Here is a 19523-nt window from a genome sequence, read left to right on the forward strand (position 1 = left end):
GCTCACAGCTCGGTGGCGTCTTCGGCCGGTTCCAGCGGGTCCAGTTCAAACGCCTGAAACTCGAGCAGCTCTTCTTGATAATCGTCCATTGTGAATCCCCCACAGCCCGTTGAAAAAAACGCCTGAATAAATGACCTGCGCCCTGAGCATAAAGTGCCCGCGTGAAAGAAAAATGACGCAGGCACGACGCTACGCCGCTACTTGATAAAACGTAGCAGGTGGTCAGGAATTTATCACAGGATTTTTTCGATACAGACCGTAGGAACGGGCCTGAGTTGACGCGGGTCAATCTTGAAAACGGTTCCGGGATCAGTGTCGACTGAACCGCCCCCGGAACGTCAGAAGCCGATTACTGGCTGGTGACAGGCATGGCGCTGATCGGCTCGCTGGGTGGGGGCAAGCTCGAGTCCGTCGGTGGTGGCGTGACGGTTTCCGTGGACGGTGCCGGTTCGGTGCTTTCGGCCGGACTGATCGGCGCAGCTTCAGGCGGCGGAGCAACCGGTTCCGAGGCAGCTGGTGCCGGGGCAGGCTCCGCGGCCGGGGCTGGAGTCGGTTCGGCTGCAGGTTCCGGAGTTGGCGCCAACGGAGCCGGTGCGGATTTGGCTTCAGGCACGCCCAGAACGGTTTTCGGCTTTTCGGTGATGTGTGCGGCCTTTTTCGCTTCCGGCGGCAGGAACAGCTCGACCAGGGCAAAGAAGCGCTCGTAGAACTTGGGCGACGATACGGTTTCGCTGGCGACCTTGACCATCGAGTCGTCGGACGAGCCGATCGGCATCGATACCGAGCCCAGCACGCCCACACCGAGACTGGCGGAGTTGTTGGTCTTCTTCAGCGCATAGCGATCCTGCAGGGCATTGGCGAACATGGTCGCGTGGTGGCCCTCGCTGCCATCATCGGCACAGACCACACTGAAGCTGATCTCCATGTGGGTCTCGCCAGTCTGCTGGAAGCTCTTGTGCCCGCTGACCAGTTTCGGGTCGCTGCTGGTGATGATGTAGCCCTGGCTGAGCAGCGCCCGACGGGCGGCTTCGCAGGTTTGCGCATCGGTTACCGGGTAATTGCGTGAAAATGTTCCGGAGTCGTCAAAGCTCTCATGCTCATAGATGGGGGCTTTCTTCGACGAGCAACCGGCCGCGACGGCCAGCACCAACGCCAGCCCGACAACCCGCATGGGAATTGATTTAAACATTGAACATCCTGAGAGAAACGGTCCGGGGCGTATTGTGCAACAGATCGATGCTTAGCGTCGCACCGATTAGTGTCTTGAAACAGTTACAGGGTTACTGACCCTCGTTTGCAGGAAAAAGTCGCGCGCATAAATGATCGATGAACACTCGCAGCTTGGCGGCGGCGTGGCGGCTGGACGGCCAAAGTATCCAGAATGTGCCAGCATGCTCCAGGTAATCGTCGAGCACCCGCTGCAATCTGCCGTGCCTTACGTGGTCATGGACCATGAAGTCCGGCAGACAGGCAATGCCCATCCCCTGAAGGGCCACAAAACTCACGACTTCGATCGAGGTGCTGACCATCCGCGTCGGCAGCACCGGCTCCGGGTCGCCAGCCCCGCGACGCAAAGGCCACGGCTCCAGCTTACCGGTGGCGTGAAAGGTGTGACGCAGGCAGGCATGACGGGCGAGATCCGTGGGTGTCTGCGGTATACCGTGAGCCTTGAAATACTCAGTCGTGGCGACCAGCACCATGCGAAATCCGCCGAGCGGCCGCGCCATCAGTCGGGAATCCTTGGGTCTGCCGGTTCGCACCACCGCATCGAAGCCCTCCTCGACCACATCCACCATGCGGTCGGACAAATCGATATCCAGTTCGATCTCCGGATACAGCGCCATGAACTCCGTGAGCACCGGCATCACCAGCCCGGACACCAGCGGCAAGCTGATCCGCAGCTTGCCGCGAGGCGCCGACGCGGCATTACACAGCTCGAATTCGGCAGCCTCGACCTCGGCCAGGATCTTGCGACAGCGCTCCAGAAACAGCGCGCCTTCCGACGTCAGGGTGATGCTGCGGGTGCTGCGATGGAACAGGCGCACGCCCAGCCGCGTCTCGGTGCGGGCGATGCTTTTGCCGATCGCCGATGACGACACTCCCATCAAACGCGCGGCCTGCGTGAAGCTGCGGGTCTCCGCCACCTGCACAAACACCGAGATACTGCCCAGACTATCCAATCCGTTACCCTCGCGATTAACGACATCCATGTCCGATATGTTCGGAACCTTAACCTGTTTTTCCCGGAGGCGCAGCGCCCTACGCTCTGTCCGTGGCTACTCACCTGACAGGGACCTGAACGCATGAACGAACCCGAATTGACCGTGCAATCACTGCGCACCGAAGCACAAGCCCGCGAACGCCTGCCCCTCAGTGGCCTGCTGGCCCTGGCCACCGCCGGTTTCATTACCGTACTGACAGAGGCCATGCCGGCCGGCCTGTTACCGCAGATGAGCGCGGACCTGAACGTCTCGCAAGCGTTGGTCGGGCAACTGGTGACGCTGTACGCTATCGGCTCGCTGCTGGCGGCGATCCCGCTCATCATCGCCACTCGCGGATGGCGCCGCCGCCCCTTGCTGCTGACTGCGATTGGTGGCTTTGCCATCGTCAACAGCATTACCGCCCTTTCAACCGACTATGCGCTGACACTGGTTGCCAGGTTATTTGCCGGCATCTTCGCCGGGCTGCTCTGGGCTCTGGTGGCCGGGTATGCCAGCCGCATGGTTGCACCGCACCTGCAAGGCCGGGCCATTGCCGTGGCGATGCTCGGTGCACCGCTGGCCTTGTCTCTCGGGGTACCTGCCGGGACATTGCTGGGCACGGTCGTGGGTTGGCGGCTGAGCTTTGCGATCATGACGGCGCTCACCTTGATCCTGATCATCTGGGTGCGCTGGCAGGTTCCGGACTTTCCCGGTCAAATCGCCGAAAAGCGCCTGCCGCTGCGCAAGGTGTTTGCCCTGCCGGGACTTCGCTCGGTCCTGTTCGTGACCGTTTCCTACGTGCTGGCTCACAACATTCTCTACACCTACATCGCCCCTTTCCTGCAGCCGTCCGGACTTGCCGCAACAATCGATCGCGTGCTGCTGGTCTTCGGCCTGGCGTCAGTGCTGAGCATCTGGATCGTTGGCAGTCTGATCGACCGCTGGTTGCGCGAACTCGTGCTGATCAGCGGCGGGTTGTTCATTGTGTCGGCACTGGCGCTGGGATTTTGGGGCGAATCGGCGGCGGTGGTCTATGGTGCCGTGGCCGTCTGGGGACTGGCGTTCGGGGCGATGCCTTCGCTGTTGCAGACCGCTTCGGCGAAAACGGCCGGGGATGCGGCGGACACCGCGCAGTCAATGCTGGTGACGATGTGGAACATCGGGATTGCCGGCGGCGGACTGGCGGGAGGATTGTTGCTCGATAGCCTGGGAGTAATGGCGTTCCCGTGGGTGGTCGCCGGGTTACTGGTACTGACCTTGCTGGCCACGGCGAACGCGCGGACCGACGGTTTCCCTTCGGCGCGCTGAAACAAAAAACCCCAGCCTTGGGAGTATCAGTTTTTTTGTGTTCGGGCTGGTTAGGGCCTGCCGCTGCTTAAAAACAAATGCCCCGACTTGTCGGGGCATTTGCTTTTCTGAAATCTGAAAAATAAAGGGCCTCTCTGCCCATCAACGCCATCAGCTTTTGTGCTCCCAGCACCTTGATCGCCCTTTTCAGGTTGTAGGCTTGTACCGCCAATGCCATTTCGGCTCTGGCGCCTTTCAGCTGTCGCAGCAAGAACCGGCCATTGCCAAATAGCCATTGCTTGAGATTGCCGAAGGGGTGTTCGACGATGGATCGCCGGCTAACCATCATCTCGGGATGGGCCCGCATTCGCTGCTCCATCCGTTCAAAAGCGGCTTCATGAGCATGGCGCGTGAGGTAGCGGCGGCTCGTTTGGGTGCAGCGGCTTTTTAACGGACAAACGTCACAATCGGCGATAGTCGCCTGATAAATCCGATTGCCTTTGTTAATCTGCTTAAGTGTTAGCAATTTACCGCCAGGGCATTGATAAGCGTCGCGTTGTTCCTCGTATTTGAAATCCGTGCGATCAAAAAACTCAGTACCGTCACCTTGATTGTTGACCGAGCGATTAGGCGGTACGAACGCCGTGATGCCGGCATCTTCACAGGCTTGAAACTGTTCGCCATTGGAGTAGCCGGCATCGGCCGTGACGCTTAATTGCGATTGATTCAGCTCAGCAAGCAGCTTTTGCCATCGGCTCAAGCTGCTGCCGATCGGCGCCATCCTGAGTTACCTCGTGGTGCAGAATCAGACAATGCTCAGCATCCACAGCGCTTTGGATGTTGTACGCCACGAACGTGCCAGAAGGCGTCCGCATTTTTTGCGCATCGGACTCGCCCACAATGGGTTGAACCAGACCTTGAGCTTCCATCAGCCCTTGGCAGGTCTGGTTATTGGCCTTTTTTATCTGCAACTCCCGAAGAGCCGTTTGCACGGCTGAGCGATTGATCGACTCTCCTCCCTCATTACGATCCGCTTCATCGAGCTGCGCCAGATAGCGCGCAATTCGCTGATTGAGCACCGCGTCCTGGTGCTTGAGTTTTTTCGGGGTCATCTGTTTGCGGCTTGAGGGCAGGATCGTACGAAGGGCGTCCGGTGGCCTTGGGTCTGGCTTTGTCGAAACCCAGTGGCTCAAAGTCCAGAAGCGAAACATAGGCTTCGATGACGCGAACCAGATGGTCATCAGGAATAAGTTCGTCCAGCGACACTGGAAACAGTGCTGTCTGGGAGCGGTTTTCACCTTGGATATAGCGCATAAGAAAAATGCCCGTATCTTGCGATACGGGCATTTTCTTTAACCGGCCAGCAGATTGCTAGGTTTTCACACAGTCTGCTTTCGGCTGGGGTCTTCATGTTGCGGGAAACTCAGTCAGGCATCAGAAACGCTTGATGTCCGCTTCGCTTTCCAGCTGTTTGCGGTACGCCGCAAAGTCTTGCTGGCCAATGCGCGAGGCGAGGAAGCGACGGTATTGAGCCTTCTCTTCTTCGGTCGGTGCAGCGGCTTCGTTCACGCTGTTCAGGCGCACGATCACCAGGCTGCCATCAGATAGGGTCACGCTGCTGAAGGTCGGCTTGTCTTTGGTCGCTGGTTTCGGCATGCGGAACAGCGCTTGCAACACGGTTGGGTCGATCCCTTCCTGAGCACGAGTCGCGGCTGCGGTCACTTTCCAGCTCTGGCCATCAATTGCCTTGTCCAGCGGTGTCTTGCCCTCACGCAGGCTGGCGATCAGCTCATCAGCCTTGGTCTTGGCGGCAGCACTGGCGTGCTCCTTGGCCAATTGCACACGAATGGCGGCAGACACGCTTTCCAGCGGCAACTGCGCAGGCTTCAAATGCTCTTTGGCGCGCAGTACGATCACGGTTTCCGGATCGAGCTCGATGGCGGTGCTGTTGGCACCCTCATCCAGCACTTCAGGGCTGAACGCGGCAGTGATCACAGCACGGTTGGCCGTAACACCTTCGCCACCTTCACGCCCGAACGGCTTGGAGGTGTGGACGGTCAGTTTCAGGTCCTGCGCTGGCTGAGCCAGATCGGAGGCTTCGAACGACGAGTCTTCCAGTTGCTTGGTTGCCTCGACGAAACGCTGCTCGACCTGCTGGGCTTTCAGCTCACGGGTCAGCTTGTCTTTCAGGCTGGCCAACGTAGGAACTTCCGGCGCTTCGACACCCAACAGCTTGATCAGGTGGAAACCGAAGTCGGTGCGAACCGGTGCCGATACCTGATCCTTGGACAACGCATACAGTGCTGTTTCGAACGCCGGATCGTAGACACCAGGGCCTGCGTAGCCGAGGTCACCGCCGTTATTCGCCGAACCCGGGTCCTGGGAGAATTCCTTGGCCAATGCCTCGAACTTCTCGCCTTTGGCCAGACGTGCCTGAACTTCTTCGATCTTGGCCTTGGCTTGCGCCTCGGTCACCTTGTCGTTCACTTCGATCAGAATATGCGCGGCCCGGCGTTGTTCGGACAGGTTCGCGATTTCTTTCTGATACGCCGCTTGCAGGTCTTCGTCCTTCACAGCGACCTGATCAAAGAAGGAAGACTTCTTCAACTCGAGGTAGTCGATGATCACCTGATCCGGCGTCATGAACTCCTTGGCGTGTTCGTCGTAGTAAGCCTTGACTTCTTCGTCGGTCAACTTCACAGCCGCCGGGTCGGCCTTGACGTTCAGGGTGGCGAAATCGCGGGTCTGTTTTTCCAGACGGGCGAAGGACAGAACCTGTGCGTCGGTGACGAAACCGCTACCCGCCAGACCCGCACGCAGTTGACCGATCAGCATTTCCTGAGCCAGCATCTGGCGGAATTGCATGCGGCTGTAGCCGAGTTGACGGATAACCTGATCGAAACGCTCGGCGCTGAACTTGCCATCCACCTGGAATTCAGGTGTTTGCAGGATCACCTGGTCCAAAGCCGCTTCGGAGAAAGCGAATTTCGATTTTTCTGCGCCTTGCAGCAGCAGTTTGCGATCGATCAAGCCTTTGAGGGCCGATTCGCGCAGCATTTTTTCGTCGAGCAAGGAAGCATCGAAATCCTTGCCCAGCTGTTGCATGAGTTGACGGCGTTGCATATCAACCGCCTGGCTCAGCTCGTTCTGGCTGATTTCTTCGCCGTTGACCTTGGCCGCATCGTTACGACTGGTGGTGGCCTGAAAAATGGCGTCGAAACCGGTCAAAGCCATCAGTGCAACGATGACCCCGATAATGGTCTTGGCAATCCAGCCTTGTGAATTGTCCCTGATATTCTGCAGCATGCGTCCCCCAGAAACGGTTGAACTTCAAAATTAGGCAACCGTGGAGCGTGGGTAGAATCCGGATAGAAGAAAGGCGCATCCGAGGATGCGCCTTCTCGTAACTGGCGGAGCGGACCGAGGGTTCGAACTTGCGACCCTCGGTGTCTCGGACCGGCGACTTGCCGACTGGACTACCGCTCCGCTGCCAGGTCAGGCATGACCCCGACCCGGATAGGCAAAAACCTGAATCGAACTTAGTTGACAGCTTCTTTCAGTGCTTTACCGGCTTTGAAACCTGGTTTTTTAGCTGCTGCGATTTCCAGCGTCTTACCGGTCTGTGGGTTACGACCAATGCGAGCTGGACGATCAGTCACGGAGAAAGTACCGAAACCAACCAGAACAACAGAGTCGCCAGCCTTGAGAGCGCCAGTGACGGATTCGATTACAGCGTCCAGCGCACGGCCAGCAGCAGCTTTCGGGATATCAGCGGATGCAGCGATAGCATCAATCAGTTCCGACTTGTTCACTCTAAGTCCCCTTATATCTATTTGAGTTTGATTCTAAGTTTTTTGGTGAAAGCAAAAACAGTGCTGAATGGCCTACAGACACTTAAGAGCCGCTTTATAACAAGGGCTCTAAAAAGCTGTCAACAAGCCCCCCAGGCAAATGCGTACTAATGCGTGCTAATTCTTTCCTTAGAGTCAGACTCGCGTTTTTCATCCTTTGCAACTATCTCTGGAGCTACATCAGGTAAGGGCTCCGGCGCGTATTGCAGCGCAATTTGCAGGACCTCGTCAATCCATTTAACCGGTTTAATCTGCAGATCTTGCTTGATATTGTCAGGAATTTCCTTCAGATCGCGCACATTCTCTTCAGGAATGATCACCGTCTTGATGCCGCCACGGTGAGCCGCGAGCAGTTTTTCCTTCAAACCGCCGATCGCCAGTACCTGGCCACGCAGGGTAATTTCACCCGTCATGGCAACATCCGCGCGCACAGGAATGCCGGTCAATGCCGATACCAGGGCCGTGCACATGCCTACACCGGCGCTAGGGCCGTCCTTCGGGGTTGCCCCTTCCGGCATGTGGATGTGCGTGTCGCGCTTCTCGTGGAAGTCCAGGGGGATCCCCAGGCTCTTCGCACGGCTGCGGACGACCGTCAGGGCTGCGGTGATCGATTCGACCATCACATCACCCAGCGAACCGGTCTTGATCAACTGGCCTTTACCCGGAACGACGGCAGCTTCAATGGTCAGCAATTCGCCGCCCACTTGAGTCCATGCCAGCCCGGTGACCTGGCCGATCTGATCCTGCGACTCAGCCAGACCGTAGCGGAATTTACGCACGCCCAGGAAGTGTTCGAGCATCTCGGCAGTGACCTTCACCGAGAAGCGTTTTTCCAGTGCATGCTCTTTGACCGCCTTGCGGCAAACCTTGGCAATCTGACGCTCCAGCCCACGTACACCGGCCTCGCGGGTGTAATAGCGGATGATGTCGCGGATCGCCTCGGCGTCAAACTCAATCTCGCCTTTCTTCAAACCGTTGGCAGTAATCTGCTTGGGCGAAAGGTATTTGACGGCGATGTTGATCTTCTCGTCTTCGGTGTAACCCGGCAGACGAATCACTTCCATCCGGTCCAGCAGCGCTGGCGGAATGTTCATGGAGTTCGAGGTGCAAAGGAACATCACATCAGACAGATCGTAGTCGACTTCCAGATAGTGATCGTTGAAATTATGGTTCTGCTCGGGGTCGAGGACTTCCAGCAACGCCGACGCCGGATCGCCACGCATGTCGCTGCCCATTTTGTCGATTTCATCGAGCAGGAACAGCGGGTTGCGGACGCCCACCTTTGTCATCTTTTGAATCAATCTTCCTGGCATCGAACCGATATAAGTCCGGCGATGACCACGAATTTCCGCTTCATCGCGCACACCACCAAGGGCCATGCGCACGAATTTACGGTTGGTGGCGTGAGCAATCGATTCCGCCAGGGAGGTTTTACCCACGCCAGGAGGACCGACCAGGCACAACACCGGACCACGAATCTTCTTCACGCGCTTTTGCACGGCGAGGTATTCGAGGATCCGTTCTTTGACTTCTTCCAGACCGTAATGGTCGGCGTCGAGAATGTCTTCTGCTCGCGCAAGGTCCAGACGCACTTTGCTCTGAGCCTTCCACGGCACCTGAACCAGCCAGTCGATGTACGAACGCACCACGGTCGCTTCCGCAGACATTGGCGACATTTGCTTGAGCTTGTTCAGTTCGCCCTGGGCTTTGGCCAGGGCATCTTTCGGCAGGCCGGCGGCATCGATGCGCTTTTTCAGCTCTTCGATTTCGTTATGGCCTTCGTCGCTGTCGCCGAGTTCCTTCTGAATGGCCTTCATCTGCTCATTCAGGTAGTACTCGCGCTGACTGCGCTCCATTTGTTTTTTAACACGACCGCGAATGCGTTTTTCGACTTGCAGCAGGTCGATCTCGGCATCCAGCAACGCCAGAACGTGCTCGACCCGGGCCGACAAATCAATGATTTCGAGGATTTCCTGCTTCTGCTCGATCTTCAGGGCCATGTGCGCGGCCATGGTATCGACCAGGCGGCCTGGCTCGTCGATGCTGTTGAGCGACGACAGGACTTCAGCGGGGACTTTCTTGCCCAGCTGCACATATTGTTCGAACTGAGCCAGCAGGCTGCGGACAAACACTTCCGACTCGCGCTCGGGCGCGTCGACTTCGTCGATCAATGAGACTTCGGCACGGCAGTGGCCGTCCACTTCGCTGAAGCGCTCCACGGCGCCCCGCTGCTCACCCTCGACCAAAACCTTTACCGTGCCGTCAGGCAGCTTGAGCAGCTGCAGAACGGTGGCGATTGTACCTACGCGATAGAGTGCATCTTCACCGGGATCGTCGTCAGCAGGGTTTCTCTGAGCCAGCAGAAGGATCTGCTTGTCGCCCGTCATCGCAGCCTCGAGGGCTTCGATGGATTTCTCGCGCCCCACGAACAGCGGGATAACCATGTGCGGATAAACCACAACATCACGCAATGGCAGGAGAGGCAATTCGATGGTTGTCTTCATGATTTCGCCTCTACGGCGGCCATAAGGCCGTAAACAGATGGAAGTAAGCTTGAAACCAAGATGGGGGCTGCCTTCAAAAAAAACAAGCGCAAAGACAGTGTTAAAACGCGCAAATAGCAAAGGGGCCCGAAGGCCCCTTCTTTGTTCCAGCTGCGTGACGCTTAAGCGTCTGGCGCGGCCTTGGCAGCCGGCTCACTGTTTTCGTAGATATACAGTGGCTTGGACTTGCCTTCTATAACGCTTTCGTCGATCACTACTTTACTCACCTCGGACTGCGAGGGGATTTCGTACATAGTGTCGAGCAATACACCTTCGAGAATCGAACGCAGTCCACGGGCACCGGTTTTACGTTCCAGGGCACGTTTGGCGACCGACTTCAGCGCGTCGGCCCGGAATTCCAGGTCCACACCTTCCATCTCGAACAGCTTGGCATACTGTTTGGTCAGAGCATTTTTCGGCTCGGTAAGGATCTGCATCAACGCAGCCTCATCAAGCTCGTCCAGCGTGGCAAGTACCGGCAGACGACCGACGAATTCCGGGATCAGACCGAACTTGACCAGATCGTCAGGTTCGACTTCACGCAGGGACTCACCGACTTTCTTGCCTTCTTCCTTGCTGCGCACTTCTGCGTTGAAACCGATGCCGCCACGGGTGGAACGGTTTTGAATAACCTTTTCCAGACCGGAGAACGCACCACCGCAGATGAACAGAATGTTACGGGTGTCGACCTGAAGGAATTCCTGCTGCGGATGCTTGCGACCACCTTGAGGCGGAACGGAAGCGACCGTGCCTTCGATCAACTTGAGCAGGGCCTGCTGCACGCCTTCACCGGAAACGTCCCGGGTGATCGACGGGTTGTCAGATTTGCGCGAGATCTTGTCGATCTCATCGATGTAGACAATGCCCATCTGGGCTTTTTCTACGTCGTAATCGCACTTCTGCAGCAGCTTCTGAATGATGTTCTCGACATCTTCACCCACATAACCCGCCTCGGTGAGGGTGGTTGCGTCGGCGATGGTGAACGGAACGTTCAGCAAACGAGCCAGTGTTTCGGCAAGCAGGGTTTTACCCGAGCCTGTCGGGCCGATCAGCAAGATGTTGCTTTTGCCGAGTTCGACGTCGTCATTCTTTTTGTCACGCTGATTCAGGCGCTTGTAGTGGTTGTACACCGCTACGGCCAGAACCTTTTTCGCACGTTCCTGACCAATCACGTACTGATCAAGGATGCCGCTGATTTCTTTAGGCGAAGGCAATTTATGCGCGCTGCTTTCGGCCTGGGCTTCCTGCACCTCCTCACGGATGATGTCATTGCACAGGTCGACGCACTCGTCGCAGATGAAGACCGAGGGGCCGGCAATCAATTTGCGTACTTCATGCTGGCTTTTGCCACAGAAGGAGCAATAGAGCAATTTGCCGTTGTCCTCGCCGTTGCGGGTGTCAGTCATTCGATCGATCCAAATCCGATAGGCTTGCAACACAAGATGAAGGCTATTGCGGGCTTTTTCAAGTCCGCAGGCGGTCAGTTAACCTGACCACCTACATTTGGGCTGCTTAGGCGGGCATTTTACGCTTGTCGATGACGGAGTCGATCAGGCCGTATTCAGCCGCACGCTCAGCGCTCATGAAGTTGTCACGTTCGGTATCGCGCTCGATGGTTTCGAGGCTCTGGCCGGTGTGATGAGCCAACAGCTGGTTCAGACGCGAACGGATGTGGAGGATTTCCTTGGCATGGATGTCGATATCCGACGCCTGACCCTGGAAACCGCCCAACGGCTGGTGAATCATCATGCGCGAGTTCGGCAGGCAGAAACGCTTGCCGGCCGCGCCGCCCGCCAGCAGGAACGCGCCCATGCTGCAGGCCTGACCGATGCAGGTGGTGGAAACGTCTGGCTTGATGAACTGCATGGTGTCGTAGATCGACATGCCTGCAGTCACCGAACCGCCGGGTGAGTTGATGTAGAGATGGATGTCCTTGTCCGGGTTTTCCGCTTCAAGGAACAGCAGTTGCGCCGCAACCAGGTTGGCCATGTAGTCTTCTACCGGACCCACCAGGAAGATCACTCGCTCCTTCAACAGGCGCGAATAGATGTCATAGGCACGTTCGCCACGGGCGGACTGCTCGATAACCATCGGGACCAGACCGCCTGCGGCCTGGATGTCAGAGCTCTGCTGATAATAAGAATTGCGGGACATGTCTCGCAGTCACTCCCAAATAGTTATGTCTTGAATACGCATAAGCCAGCACGAAGGCTGGCTTATGGTGTGTACTTCTTACCGCAAAAACGATCAGTCGGCTTGTGGAGCTTCTACCGGCTTGACTGCTTCTTCGTAAGAGACCGATTTGTCGGTCACGCTAGCTTTCTGCAGAACAGTATCCACAACTTGCTCTTCCAGCACAACCGAACGGACTTCGTTCAGTTGCTGGTCGTTCTTGTAGTACCAGGACACGACCTGCTCAGGCTCTTGGTAGGCCGAAGCCATTTCCTGAATCATTTCGCGAACGCGGGCTTCGTCAGGCTTGAGGTCGAATTGCTTGACCACTTCAGCCACGATCAGACCCAGAACAACGCGACGCTTGGCTTGTTCTTCGAACAGCTCGGCCGGCAGTTGGTCAGGCTTGATGTTGCCGCCGAACTGCTGAACAGCCTGCACGCGCAGACGGTCAACTTCGTTGGACAGCAGGGCCTTCGGCACTTCGATCGGGTTGGTGGCCAGCAGACCGTCCATTACCTGATTCTTGACCTTGGATTTGATCGCCTGACGCAGTTCGCGCTCCATGTTCTTGCGAACTTCGGTGCGGAAGCCTTCCAGGCCAGTTTCCTTGATGCCGAATTGAGCGAAGAATTCTTCGTTCAGCTCTGGCAGTTTTGGCTCGGAAACAGTGTTCACGGTAACGGTGAACTCAGCAGTTTTGCCGGCCAGGTCAAGGTTCTGATAGTCCGCAGGGAAGGTCAGGTTCAGAACGCGCTCTTCGCCGGCTTTAGCGCCAACCAGACCGTCTTCGAAACCAGGAATCATACGACCCGAGCCCAGAACCAGCTGAGTACCCTTGGCAGAACCGCCAGCGAACACTTCACCGTCGACCTTGCCGACGAAATCGATATTCAGTTGATCATCGTTTTGGGCAGCGCGATCGGCCACTTCGAAGCGGGTGTTCTGCTTGCGCAGCACTTCCAGCATTTTGTCCAGATCGGCATCAGCCACGTCAGCGCTCAGGCGCTCTACGGTGATACCTTCGAAGCCGGCAACGGTGAACTCAGGGAACACTTCGAAAATGGCGACGTATTCCAGATCCTTGCCAGCTTCCAGCGATTTCGGCTCGATCGAAGGAGCGCCAGCCGGGTTCAGCTTCTGCTCGACAACCGCTTCGTAGAAAGAGGACTGGATCACGTCGCCGACAGCTTCCTGACGTGCATCAGCACCGAAACGGCGCTTGATTTCACTCATTGGCACTTTGCCTGGACGGAAGCCAGCAATCTTGGCCTTTTGGGCAGTCTGCTGCAGACGCTTGTTGACCTGAGTCTCGATGCGCGCAGCCGGCACGGTGATGCTCATGCGGCGCTCAAGAGCAGAAGTATTTTCAACAGAAACTTGCATGGATATTCCTCGTTGCACAGACGTTAGCCGGCCGTTTCCGACCCCAGAATCAAGGGCATGCATTCTAGTGGGTCATACTCAAGAAGTCACCCTACTGAAAACGGGTAAAAAAGCAGCAGGCAATTTATAGGCGGGGACAAACGGTTGTGCCTCGCCCTGTTAGCAATACAGCCAATCAAGCCAGGGCCCTGCACCAATCCTTCTATATATAGAAGGAATCGGCAATCCATCCCTGACAGCCGACCCCACAAGGGGACCGACGGACGAATCGGCATCATCGAGAAACACAAATGCGACGAACCAACCCGCCCTCTCGACCCGGAACCTGCGGTCGTTTTGAATATTTCGGCTTCTAAAACAAAAACGGCGCAGCCCTTTTCAGGTGCTGCGCCGTTTTCTGCTATTAAATAGCTACTTGTATGGTGCGGACGGAGAGACTCGAACTCTCACACCTTGCGGCGCTGGAACCTAAATCCAGTGTGTCTACCAATTCCACCACATCCGCGTATCAAGCTTTTAAAGCAAAGGCGCCAGATTATTAATCTGGCGCCTTTCTAAATATGGGGTGGACGAAGGGGATCGAACCCTCGACAACGGGAGTCACAATCCCGTGCTCTACCAACTGAGCTACGCCCACCATATTGCCATGTTGCGTTACTTGTGCCAAAGCTGCCTAATGGCGCACCCGGCAGGACTCGAACCTGCGACCATCCGCTTAGAAGGCGGATGCTCTATCCAGCTGAGCTACGGGCGCCTTGTTAATCTGTATTCTTGGACGATTACAAACTAAGTGCTTTCAGTCTCACCGAATTAAACATCAACTCTGCTTGACCTTCTTAACCAGTGCTAGGCTGTGCCCGACAAGTGCGACGAATGTTATAGGTGGCCCTGAGGGTCGTCAACTCTTTTTTAAAAAAAATTCATTTAATTAAAGGGGTTAGGGGAATTTGCAGACCAAGCGCCTTTGCCCTCACCTCATGACATGCGAGAATGCGTTCTCTTTTTTTCCCCTCTCGATGGTTAACCACGCGCAATGACTGCACAACTAATCGACGGCAAATCGATCGCCGCCAGCCTTCGCCAGCAGATCGCCAAACGCGTCACCGAGCGTCGCCAGCAAGGCCTGCGCACGCCCGGCCTCGCGGTGATCCTGGTCGGCAGCGATCCTGCCTCTCAGGTTTATGTCTCGCACAAGCGTAAAGACTGTGAAGAGGTCGGCTTCCTTTCCCAAGCTTATGACCTGCCTTCCGAAACCACTCAAGAAGCGCTGACCGATCTGATCGATCGACTGAACGACGACCCGGCAATCGACGGCGTTCTGCTTCAGCTTCCTTTACCGGAACACCTGGACGCCTCCAAATTGCTGGAGCGCATTCGTCCGGACAAGGACGTCGACGGTTTCCACCCTTATAACGTCGGCCGTCTGGCCCAGCGCATTCCGTTGCTGCGCCCCTGCACCCCCAAAGGCATCATGACCTTGCTGGAAAGCACCGGTGCGGATCTCTACGGGATGGACGCAGTGGTTGTCGGTGCGTCCAACATTGTTGGCCGTCCGATGGCGATGGAATTGCTGCTGGCCGGTTGCACCGTCACTGTCACCCACCGTTTCACCAAGGATCTGGCGGGCCATGTCGGTCGCGCCGATCTGGTGGTGGTCGCCGCCGGCAAGCCGGGCCTGGTCAAGGGTGAGTGGATCAAGGAAGGCGCGATCGTGATCGACGTCGGTATCAACCGCCAGGAAGACGGCAAACTGGTTGGCGATGTGATCTACGAAACCGCCCTGCCCCGCGCCGGCTGGATCACTCCGGTCCCGGGCGGCGTTGGCCCGATGACCCGTGCCTGCCTGCTGGAAAACACGCTGTACGCGGCGGAAACACTGCACAGCTGAGTCCAGTTACCGGCCACATCAGCCAGTAAAACGACCCCGCCCATGGCGGGGTTGTTTTTGCCCGCAGAAAAAGATCGACCATCCGCCGGAAAATGACTTTTTTTTCATGTTTCCAAGGACTTTCACCTCTCCCCTGAACAACCATCGACAGTTATTCAGCCATACTCCAGAATGTCGCGCTTTTACGAAATAGCCCGTTACATAACGGCTTATCAACACTTTATGAGTCTGCCCGCGTGAAAATCCGTCTTTCCATCCTGAGCTTGTTTTTTGCGATTACAGGGACTCTCATCGCACCGCTGGCCAACGCTGCCGAAACCACCTCGGCACCAAGGGATACCAAGCAACTGAAGATCGCTTCCGGCAGTGCATTGCTGCTGGACATGCAGACCAACAAGGTCATCTACGCGAGCAATCCCGACGTTGTTGTGCCCATCGCTTCCGTCAGCAAGCTGATGACGGGCCTGATCGTGGTCGAGGCCCGACAGAACATGGACGAATACCTTTCCATCAACATCAGTGACACGCCGGAAATGAAGGGCGTGTTCTCCCGGGTCAAACTGAAGAGTGAATTACCACGCCGGGAAATGTTGCTGATTGCCCTGATGTCCTCGGAAAACCGCGCCGCCGCGAGCCTGGCTCATCATTATCCGGGCGGGTATGTCGCGTTCATTGCCGCCATGAACGCCAAGGCCAAGGCACTGGGCATGACCAGTACCCACTTTGTCGAACCGACCGGTCTTTCCCCGCGCAACGTGTCCACCGCCCGTGACCTGAGCAAACTGCTGATCGCCGCACACAAGTACCCGCTGTTGACCGAGTTGAGTACCACCAAGGAAAAAACCGTGTCGTTCCGCAAACCCAACTACAGCCTGGGTTTCCGTAACACCGACCATTTGGTCAGAAAGCCGAACTGGGATATCCGATTGACCAAAACCGGCTTCACCAACGAGGCGGGTCATTGCCTCGTGCTGGTAACGCATATGGGCAATCGCGAGATGGCGTTGGTGATCCTCGATGCTTTCGGCAAATACACGCACTTCGCCGATGCCAGCCGTATTCGCAGTTGGGTCGAGACCGGCAGGAGTGCCGATGTGCCGTCGGTGGCCTTGCAGTACAAATCCGACAAGAACCTCAAAAGCCGCCAAAGCGGAGTGGTTGAAGCGTCGAAATAAGGCCTGCACGTGTAGGAGCGAGCTTGCTCGCGATGGTCTCAAGAGCGACGCGTTCATTCAGAAAAAGCGCGTTAAATTAACGTCCATCGCGAGCAAGCTCGCTCCTACAGCTAATGACTAATCATTGGGTAACGGCATCTGATCGTCATCCGGAATGCCATCTCCGGCGCTTGGATCTCTCGGAGGCTCCGTTGGCACCACCACCGGTCTGGCTAACGGGTCCCTTAACGGGCTGTCCGGATCCATCACCGGGTCGATATCCTTTTCAGGGGTGGTTGGAACGCTGTCCGGACGTTTGTCGTTGAAACTCGAATCGGTAGACATACGCACCTCACTGGGGCTCAGGGTTTCAGGTCAGCGAGTGGATCGTAAGGCTTTGCTGGAGCCTTGCCATTGTCGCCCGGCTTCACATCCCTGGGCGCCTTGGCAGGTCCGATGGGATCGACCTGAGGATCGGCGAGGTCCGGGGAATCGGGGTCGAAACCCAACTCATCGCCGGACGAATGCTCCGACGAATGCGGGCCGACGGGAGTATTGGAATGTGCCATGGTCGCCTCCTCAAGACTGGCCCGGAAAAATCCGGGCTCTTATACCTCAGAGGCCAAGGGCACCTGGCAGTGCCACGCAAATGACGAACGGAAACTTACTGCGCGGTCAGCGCCTTCTTCGCACGAGCCGCTGCCTGCTCCTGACCTGCCTGGGCAAGATCGTTTGCCGCCTTCAACCAGCGCGGCTGATCGACGTTGGCGGGAAGCTGGTTCGGCTTCTGGATCAACACCGCCCAGCCACCCGCGTCCTTGAAAGCCGACTCAAACGAGCCAAAGCTCATCAGCACCCGGCGATTCATCCCGGAGCGAAGCAACACGGTCTGCTTTTGACGGTTGTACCCGGCGAGAATGGCGTAACGCGGTTCAGCCCAGAACGCCGAGCCCTCCGTGAAACGCACCATCACCGGGTAACCGGCCGCGACCTGGGTCAGCAGCGCCGGCAGATTGTTGTCGAGGGGATAAACGACCATGCCGTACTCGCGGGCGAGGTTCTGCATGTTCTGCTGTAGCTGGGCTTCGGCGCCCGGCAAATGCAGGGGTTTGTCGAGCAAGCCCGGTGTAATCACGATGCCCTGCTGGGACAGCAGGCTGGCCAGGACCTGAGGTCCGCTTTGATTGCTTTTCCCACGGTAGAAGGTACCGCTGAGTTCGACCCGTTCCGGCAGACGCTTGATCTCAGGCGCCACACTCCCCGCGCAGCCAGCCAGACTTGCAACGCAGCCGACAATCAGCGTTGCACAAAGCATTCGAGAAAATACCCACACCATCATCACTCTCTTGTTCAGACGCCAGGCATTCGCGCTCCCGGCTTGGCTGTCGATCATAGGACGCCGCGCGGCAGCGGTATAGCCTTAACCGGCAGTTGATTGCATTCGATAGAGCGAACTGGTTGGTTACAGCCGACCTTTGGTCAATAGCCTGAAACACAGCAGCGACTAGACTGTCATTTGCAAGAGTGTGTGCCCGCAGCAGGGCAAAGAGGAGGCACCGATGAGCCTGACAATGACCATAGTGATGTTGATTTCCGGCTGGCTGGCCGTGGCCGCCGCCATGTTGTGGGGAGTCCTGCGTATTACCCGCCGGCACCATCACCACCCGGTTCAACCGGCGTCGCTTGCGAAAACCGATAAATCGACCAGACGCCACGCCACCGCACACTGACGGTTGCTTTTCAGTCAAAAAAAACGGCCGCCTGACCTCTTTCGAGTCAGGCGGCCGTTTCGTTTATCGCAGGTTATGCTTCAGTAGCAACACGCTTCTGCTTGGCCCGCCGCGAGAGCATGTTCAAGCTCTCGATCGTCGCCGAGAACGCCATGGCCGCGTAGACGTAGCCTTTCGGTACGTGGGCGCCGAAGCCTTCGGCGATCAGCGTCATGCCGATCATGATCAGGAAGCCCAGCGCCAGCATCACCACCGTCGGGTTGTCGTTGATGAACTTGGCCAACGGGTCAGCCGCCAGCAACATCACCAGTACCGATACCACCACCGCGATGATCATGATCGGCAAATGCTCGGTCATGCCGACAGCGGTAATGATGCTGTCGATGGAGAACACCATGTCCAGCATCAGGATCTGACCGATCGCGGCCGCAAAGCCCAGGGTCACGGTCGAGGTGGCCGACTTCGGATCTTCCGGTGCCGGGTCCATGCTGTGATGGATTTCGGTGGTCGCCTTCCACAACAGGAACAGGCCACCGGCGATCAGGATCATGTCCTTCCAGGAGAACGCGTGGCCGAGTATCTCGATCACCGGCTCAGTCAGCTGGACGATGAACGCGATGGTGCTCAGCAGGGCCAGTCGCAGGATCAGCGCCATGCCGATACCGATGCGCCGCGCCTTCTGCCGATGCTGCTCGGGCAGTTTGTTGGTCAGGATCGAGATGAAGATCAGGTTATCGATGCCGAGCACGATTTCCATCACCACCAGCGTGGCCAGGGCGACCCAGGCGGTAGGGCTTGCAGCAAGTTCTAAAAGGTATTCCATGGGTCAGTCCTGACTCGTTTAAGACGGTTTAGATTTCCTGGGACGAAGATTCGGTTTTATCCGTTTCTTTGGCCGGTTGTTCTTTCTTGCTGATCAGGCCGCCGGTGGCATCGCTGATCGCTTGTTCGGCGGCTTTGTGGGTGTCGTCGATCGCTTGCTTGGCGGTTTCGGCAGCCTTGCCCATCAGTTGCTGAGCGCTTTTTTCGGCCTGGTCGCAACCGGCCAGTACCAGTAAAGACGTGATCAGCAGCGCCGTGGTTTTAAGCTTCATGATGCTTTCCTCGATAGAACAGACGGAGCCGAAACGATGGCCCGTTGATAGCGACGCATTCTAGGGAGGCAAACACTTCAGGAAAATTCGTATTTTTAGCGGTTATACTTCGGCTTTTACGAATCCAGCCTCAAAACGTGCAAGGGCCCCGTAGGAACTGTCGAGTGAAACGAGGCTGCGATCTCTTGATCTTGCTCCTTAAAAGCAACGTCAAAGG

General features: G+C 57.0%; 18 protein-coding genes, 4 tRNA genes and 1 pseudogene. 4 read left to right on the plus strand and 19 right to left on the minus strand.

The window, feature by feature from the left end; all coding sequences use genetic code 11:
• Positions 1-2 precede the first annotated feature (2 nt).
• The 3 genes from ACYZUD_RS12950 to ACYZUD_RS12960 form a co-directional block, all read right to left on the minus strand.
• Positions 3-185: a hypothetical protein gene (locus ACYZUD_RS12950; RefSeq protein ID WP_462024353.1), complete on the minus strand. Its 183-nt coding sequence runs from the start codon at positions 183-185 to the stop codon at positions 3-5.
• 164 nt (positions 186-349) lie between these two features.
• A complete protein-coding gene (locus ACYZUD_RS12955; protein WP_462024354.1) occupies positions 350-1189 on the minus strand; it encodes a DUF2242 domain-containing protein in 840 nt (279 codons plus the stop codon).
• A gap of 91 nt (positions 1190-1280) precedes the next feature.
• Positions 1281-2180 carry a LysR family transcriptional regulator gene (locus ACYZUD_RS12960; RefSeq protein WP_462025033.1) on the minus strand — a complete coding sequence of 300 codons (900 nt, stop codon included), beginning with the start codon at positions 2178-2180 and terminating at the stop codon, positions 1281-1283.
• A gap of 123 nt (positions 2181-2303) precedes the next feature.
• Between ACYZUD_RS12960 and ACYZUD_RS12965 the strand changes: the two genes are divergently transcribed.
• A complete protein-coding gene (locus ACYZUD_RS12965; RefSeq protein WP_462024355.1) occupies positions 2304-3509 on the plus strand; it encodes an MFS transporter in 1206 nt (401 codons plus the stop codon).
• Between the two features lie 136 nt (positions 3510-3645).
• Here ACYZUD_RS12965 and ACYZUD_RS12970 read toward each other — a convergent pair.
• From ACYZUD_RS12970 to ACYZUD_RS13020, 11 genes and pseudogenes are all read right to left on the minus strand, one after another.
• A pseudogene (locus ACYZUD_RS12970) lies at positions 3646-4802 on the minus strand (transposase); the annotation flags it as partial.
• Positions 4803-4922: 120 nt separating this feature from the next.
• On the minus strand, positions 4923-6794 hold the full coding sequence (locus ACYZUD_RS12975) for a SurA N-terminal domain-containing protein (RefSeq protein WP_462024356.1): 1872 nt from the start codon (positions 6792-6794) through the stop codon (positions 4923-4925).
• Positions 6795-6896: 102 nt separating this feature from the next.
• Positions 6897-6974 (minus strand) — tRNA-Leu (locus tag ACYZUD_RS12980).
• 53 nt (positions 6975-7027) lie between these two features.
• A complete protein-coding gene (locus ACYZUD_RS12985) occupies positions 7028-7300 on the minus strand; it encodes an HU family DNA-binding protein (protein WP_002552737.1) in 273 nt (90 codons plus the stop codon).
• 146 nt (positions 7301-7446) lie between these two features.
• A complete protein-coding gene (gene lon / locus ACYZUD_RS12990) occupies positions 7447-9843 on the minus strand; it encodes an endopeptidase La (RefSeq protein ID WP_462024357.1) in 2397 nt (798 codons plus the stop codon).
• A 161-nt stretch (positions 9844-10004) separates the two neighbouring features.
• Entirely contained in the window at positions 10005-11288 is a 1284-nt protein-coding gene (gene clpX, locus ACYZUD_RS12995; protein WP_054596541.1) for an ATP-dependent Clp protease ATP-binding subunit ClpX, read from the minus strand.
• A 106-nt stretch (positions 11289-11394) separates the two neighbouring features.
• A complete protein-coding gene (gene clpP / locus ACYZUD_RS13000; RefSeq protein WP_105344076.1) occupies positions 11395-12036 on the minus strand; it encodes an ATP-dependent Clp endopeptidase proteolytic subunit ClpP in 642 nt (213 codons plus the stop codon).
• Positions 12037-12129: 93 nt separating this feature from the next.
• Positions 12130-13440 carry a trigger factor gene (gene tig / locus ACYZUD_RS13005; protein ID WP_462024358.1) on the minus strand — a complete coding sequence of 437 codons (1311 nt, stop codon included), beginning with the start codon at positions 13438-13440 and terminating at the stop codon, positions 12130-12132.
• Positions 13441-13860: 420 nt separating this feature from the next.
• Positions 13861-13945, minus strand: a tRNA-Leu gene (locus tag ACYZUD_RS13010).
• A gap of 56 nt (positions 13946-14001) precedes the next feature.
• Positions 14002-14077, minus strand: a tRNA-His gene (locus ACYZUD_RS13015).
• Between the two features lie 40 nt (positions 14078-14117).
• A tRNA-Arg gene (locus tag ACYZUD_RS13020) sits at positions 14118-14194 on the minus strand.
• 279 nt (positions 14195-14473) lie between these two features.
• Between ACYZUD_RS13020 and folD the strand changes: the two genes are divergently transcribed.
• Both folD and pbpG read left to right on the plus strand, forming a co-directional pair.
• Positions 14474-15328, plus strand: coding sequence for a bifunctional methylenetetrahydrofolate dehydrogenase/methenyltetrahydrofolate cyclohydrolase FolD (gene folD, locus ACYZUD_RS13025; RefSeq protein WP_462024359.1), 855 nt, complete (start codon positions 14474-14476; stop codon positions 15326-15328).
• 236 nt (positions 15329-15564) lie between these two features.
• Positions 15565-16503, plus strand: coding sequence for a D-alanyl-D-alanine endopeptidase (gene pbpG, locus ACYZUD_RS13030; protein WP_462024360.1), 939 nt, complete (start codon positions 15565-15567; stop codon positions 16501-16503).
• A 117-nt stretch (positions 16504-16620) separates the two neighbouring features.
• On the opposite strand, the gene ACYZUD_RS13035 is transcribed toward pbpG, so the two are convergent.
• The 3 genes from ACYZUD_RS13035 to ACYZUD_RS13045 form a co-directional block, all read right to left on the minus strand.
• Positions 16621-16827, minus strand: a complete 207-nt coding sequence (locus ACYZUD_RS13035) for a hypothetical protein (protein ID WP_462024361.1) — start codon at positions 16825-16827, stop codon at positions 16621-16623.
• A gap of 17 nt (positions 16828-16844) precedes the next feature.
• On the minus strand, positions 16845-17051 hold the full coding sequence (locus tag ACYZUD_RS13040) for a DUF6021 family protein (protein ID WP_462024362.1): 207 nt from the start codon (positions 17049-17051) through the stop codon (positions 16845-16847).
• 95 nt (positions 17052-17146) lie between these two features.
• A complete protein-coding gene (locus ACYZUD_RS13045) occupies positions 17147-17875 on the minus strand; it encodes a peptidase C39 family protein (RefSeq protein ID WP_462024363.1) in 729 nt (242 codons plus the stop codon).
• Between the two features lie 166 nt (positions 17876-18041).
• On the opposite strand from ACYZUD_RS13045, the gene ACYZUD_RS13050 reads away from it, so the two are divergent.
• Positions 18042-18212, plus strand: coding sequence for a hypothetical protein (locus ACYZUD_RS13050; RefSeq protein WP_462024364.1), 171 nt, complete (start codon positions 18042-18044; stop codon positions 18210-18212).
• A 73-nt stretch (positions 18213-18285) separates the two neighbouring features.
• On the opposite strand, the gene ACYZUD_RS13055 is transcribed toward ACYZUD_RS13050, so the two are convergent.
• Together ACYZUD_RS13055 and ACYZUD_RS13060 are read right to left on the minus strand one after the other, a co-directional pair.
• Positions 18286-19035, minus strand: coding sequence for a TerC family protein (locus ACYZUD_RS13055; RefSeq protein ID WP_462024365.1), 750 nt, complete (start codon positions 19033-19035; stop codon positions 18286-18288).
• Positions 19036-19063: 28 nt separating this feature from the next.
• A complete protein-coding gene (locus tag ACYZUD_RS13060; protein ID WP_008148410.1) occupies positions 19064-19306 on the minus strand; it encodes a hypothetical protein in 243 nt (80 codons plus the stop codon).
• Positions 19307-19523: the final 217 nt, after the last annotated feature.

This window comes from Pseudomonas sp. XS1P51 (genome assembly GCF_054897845.1).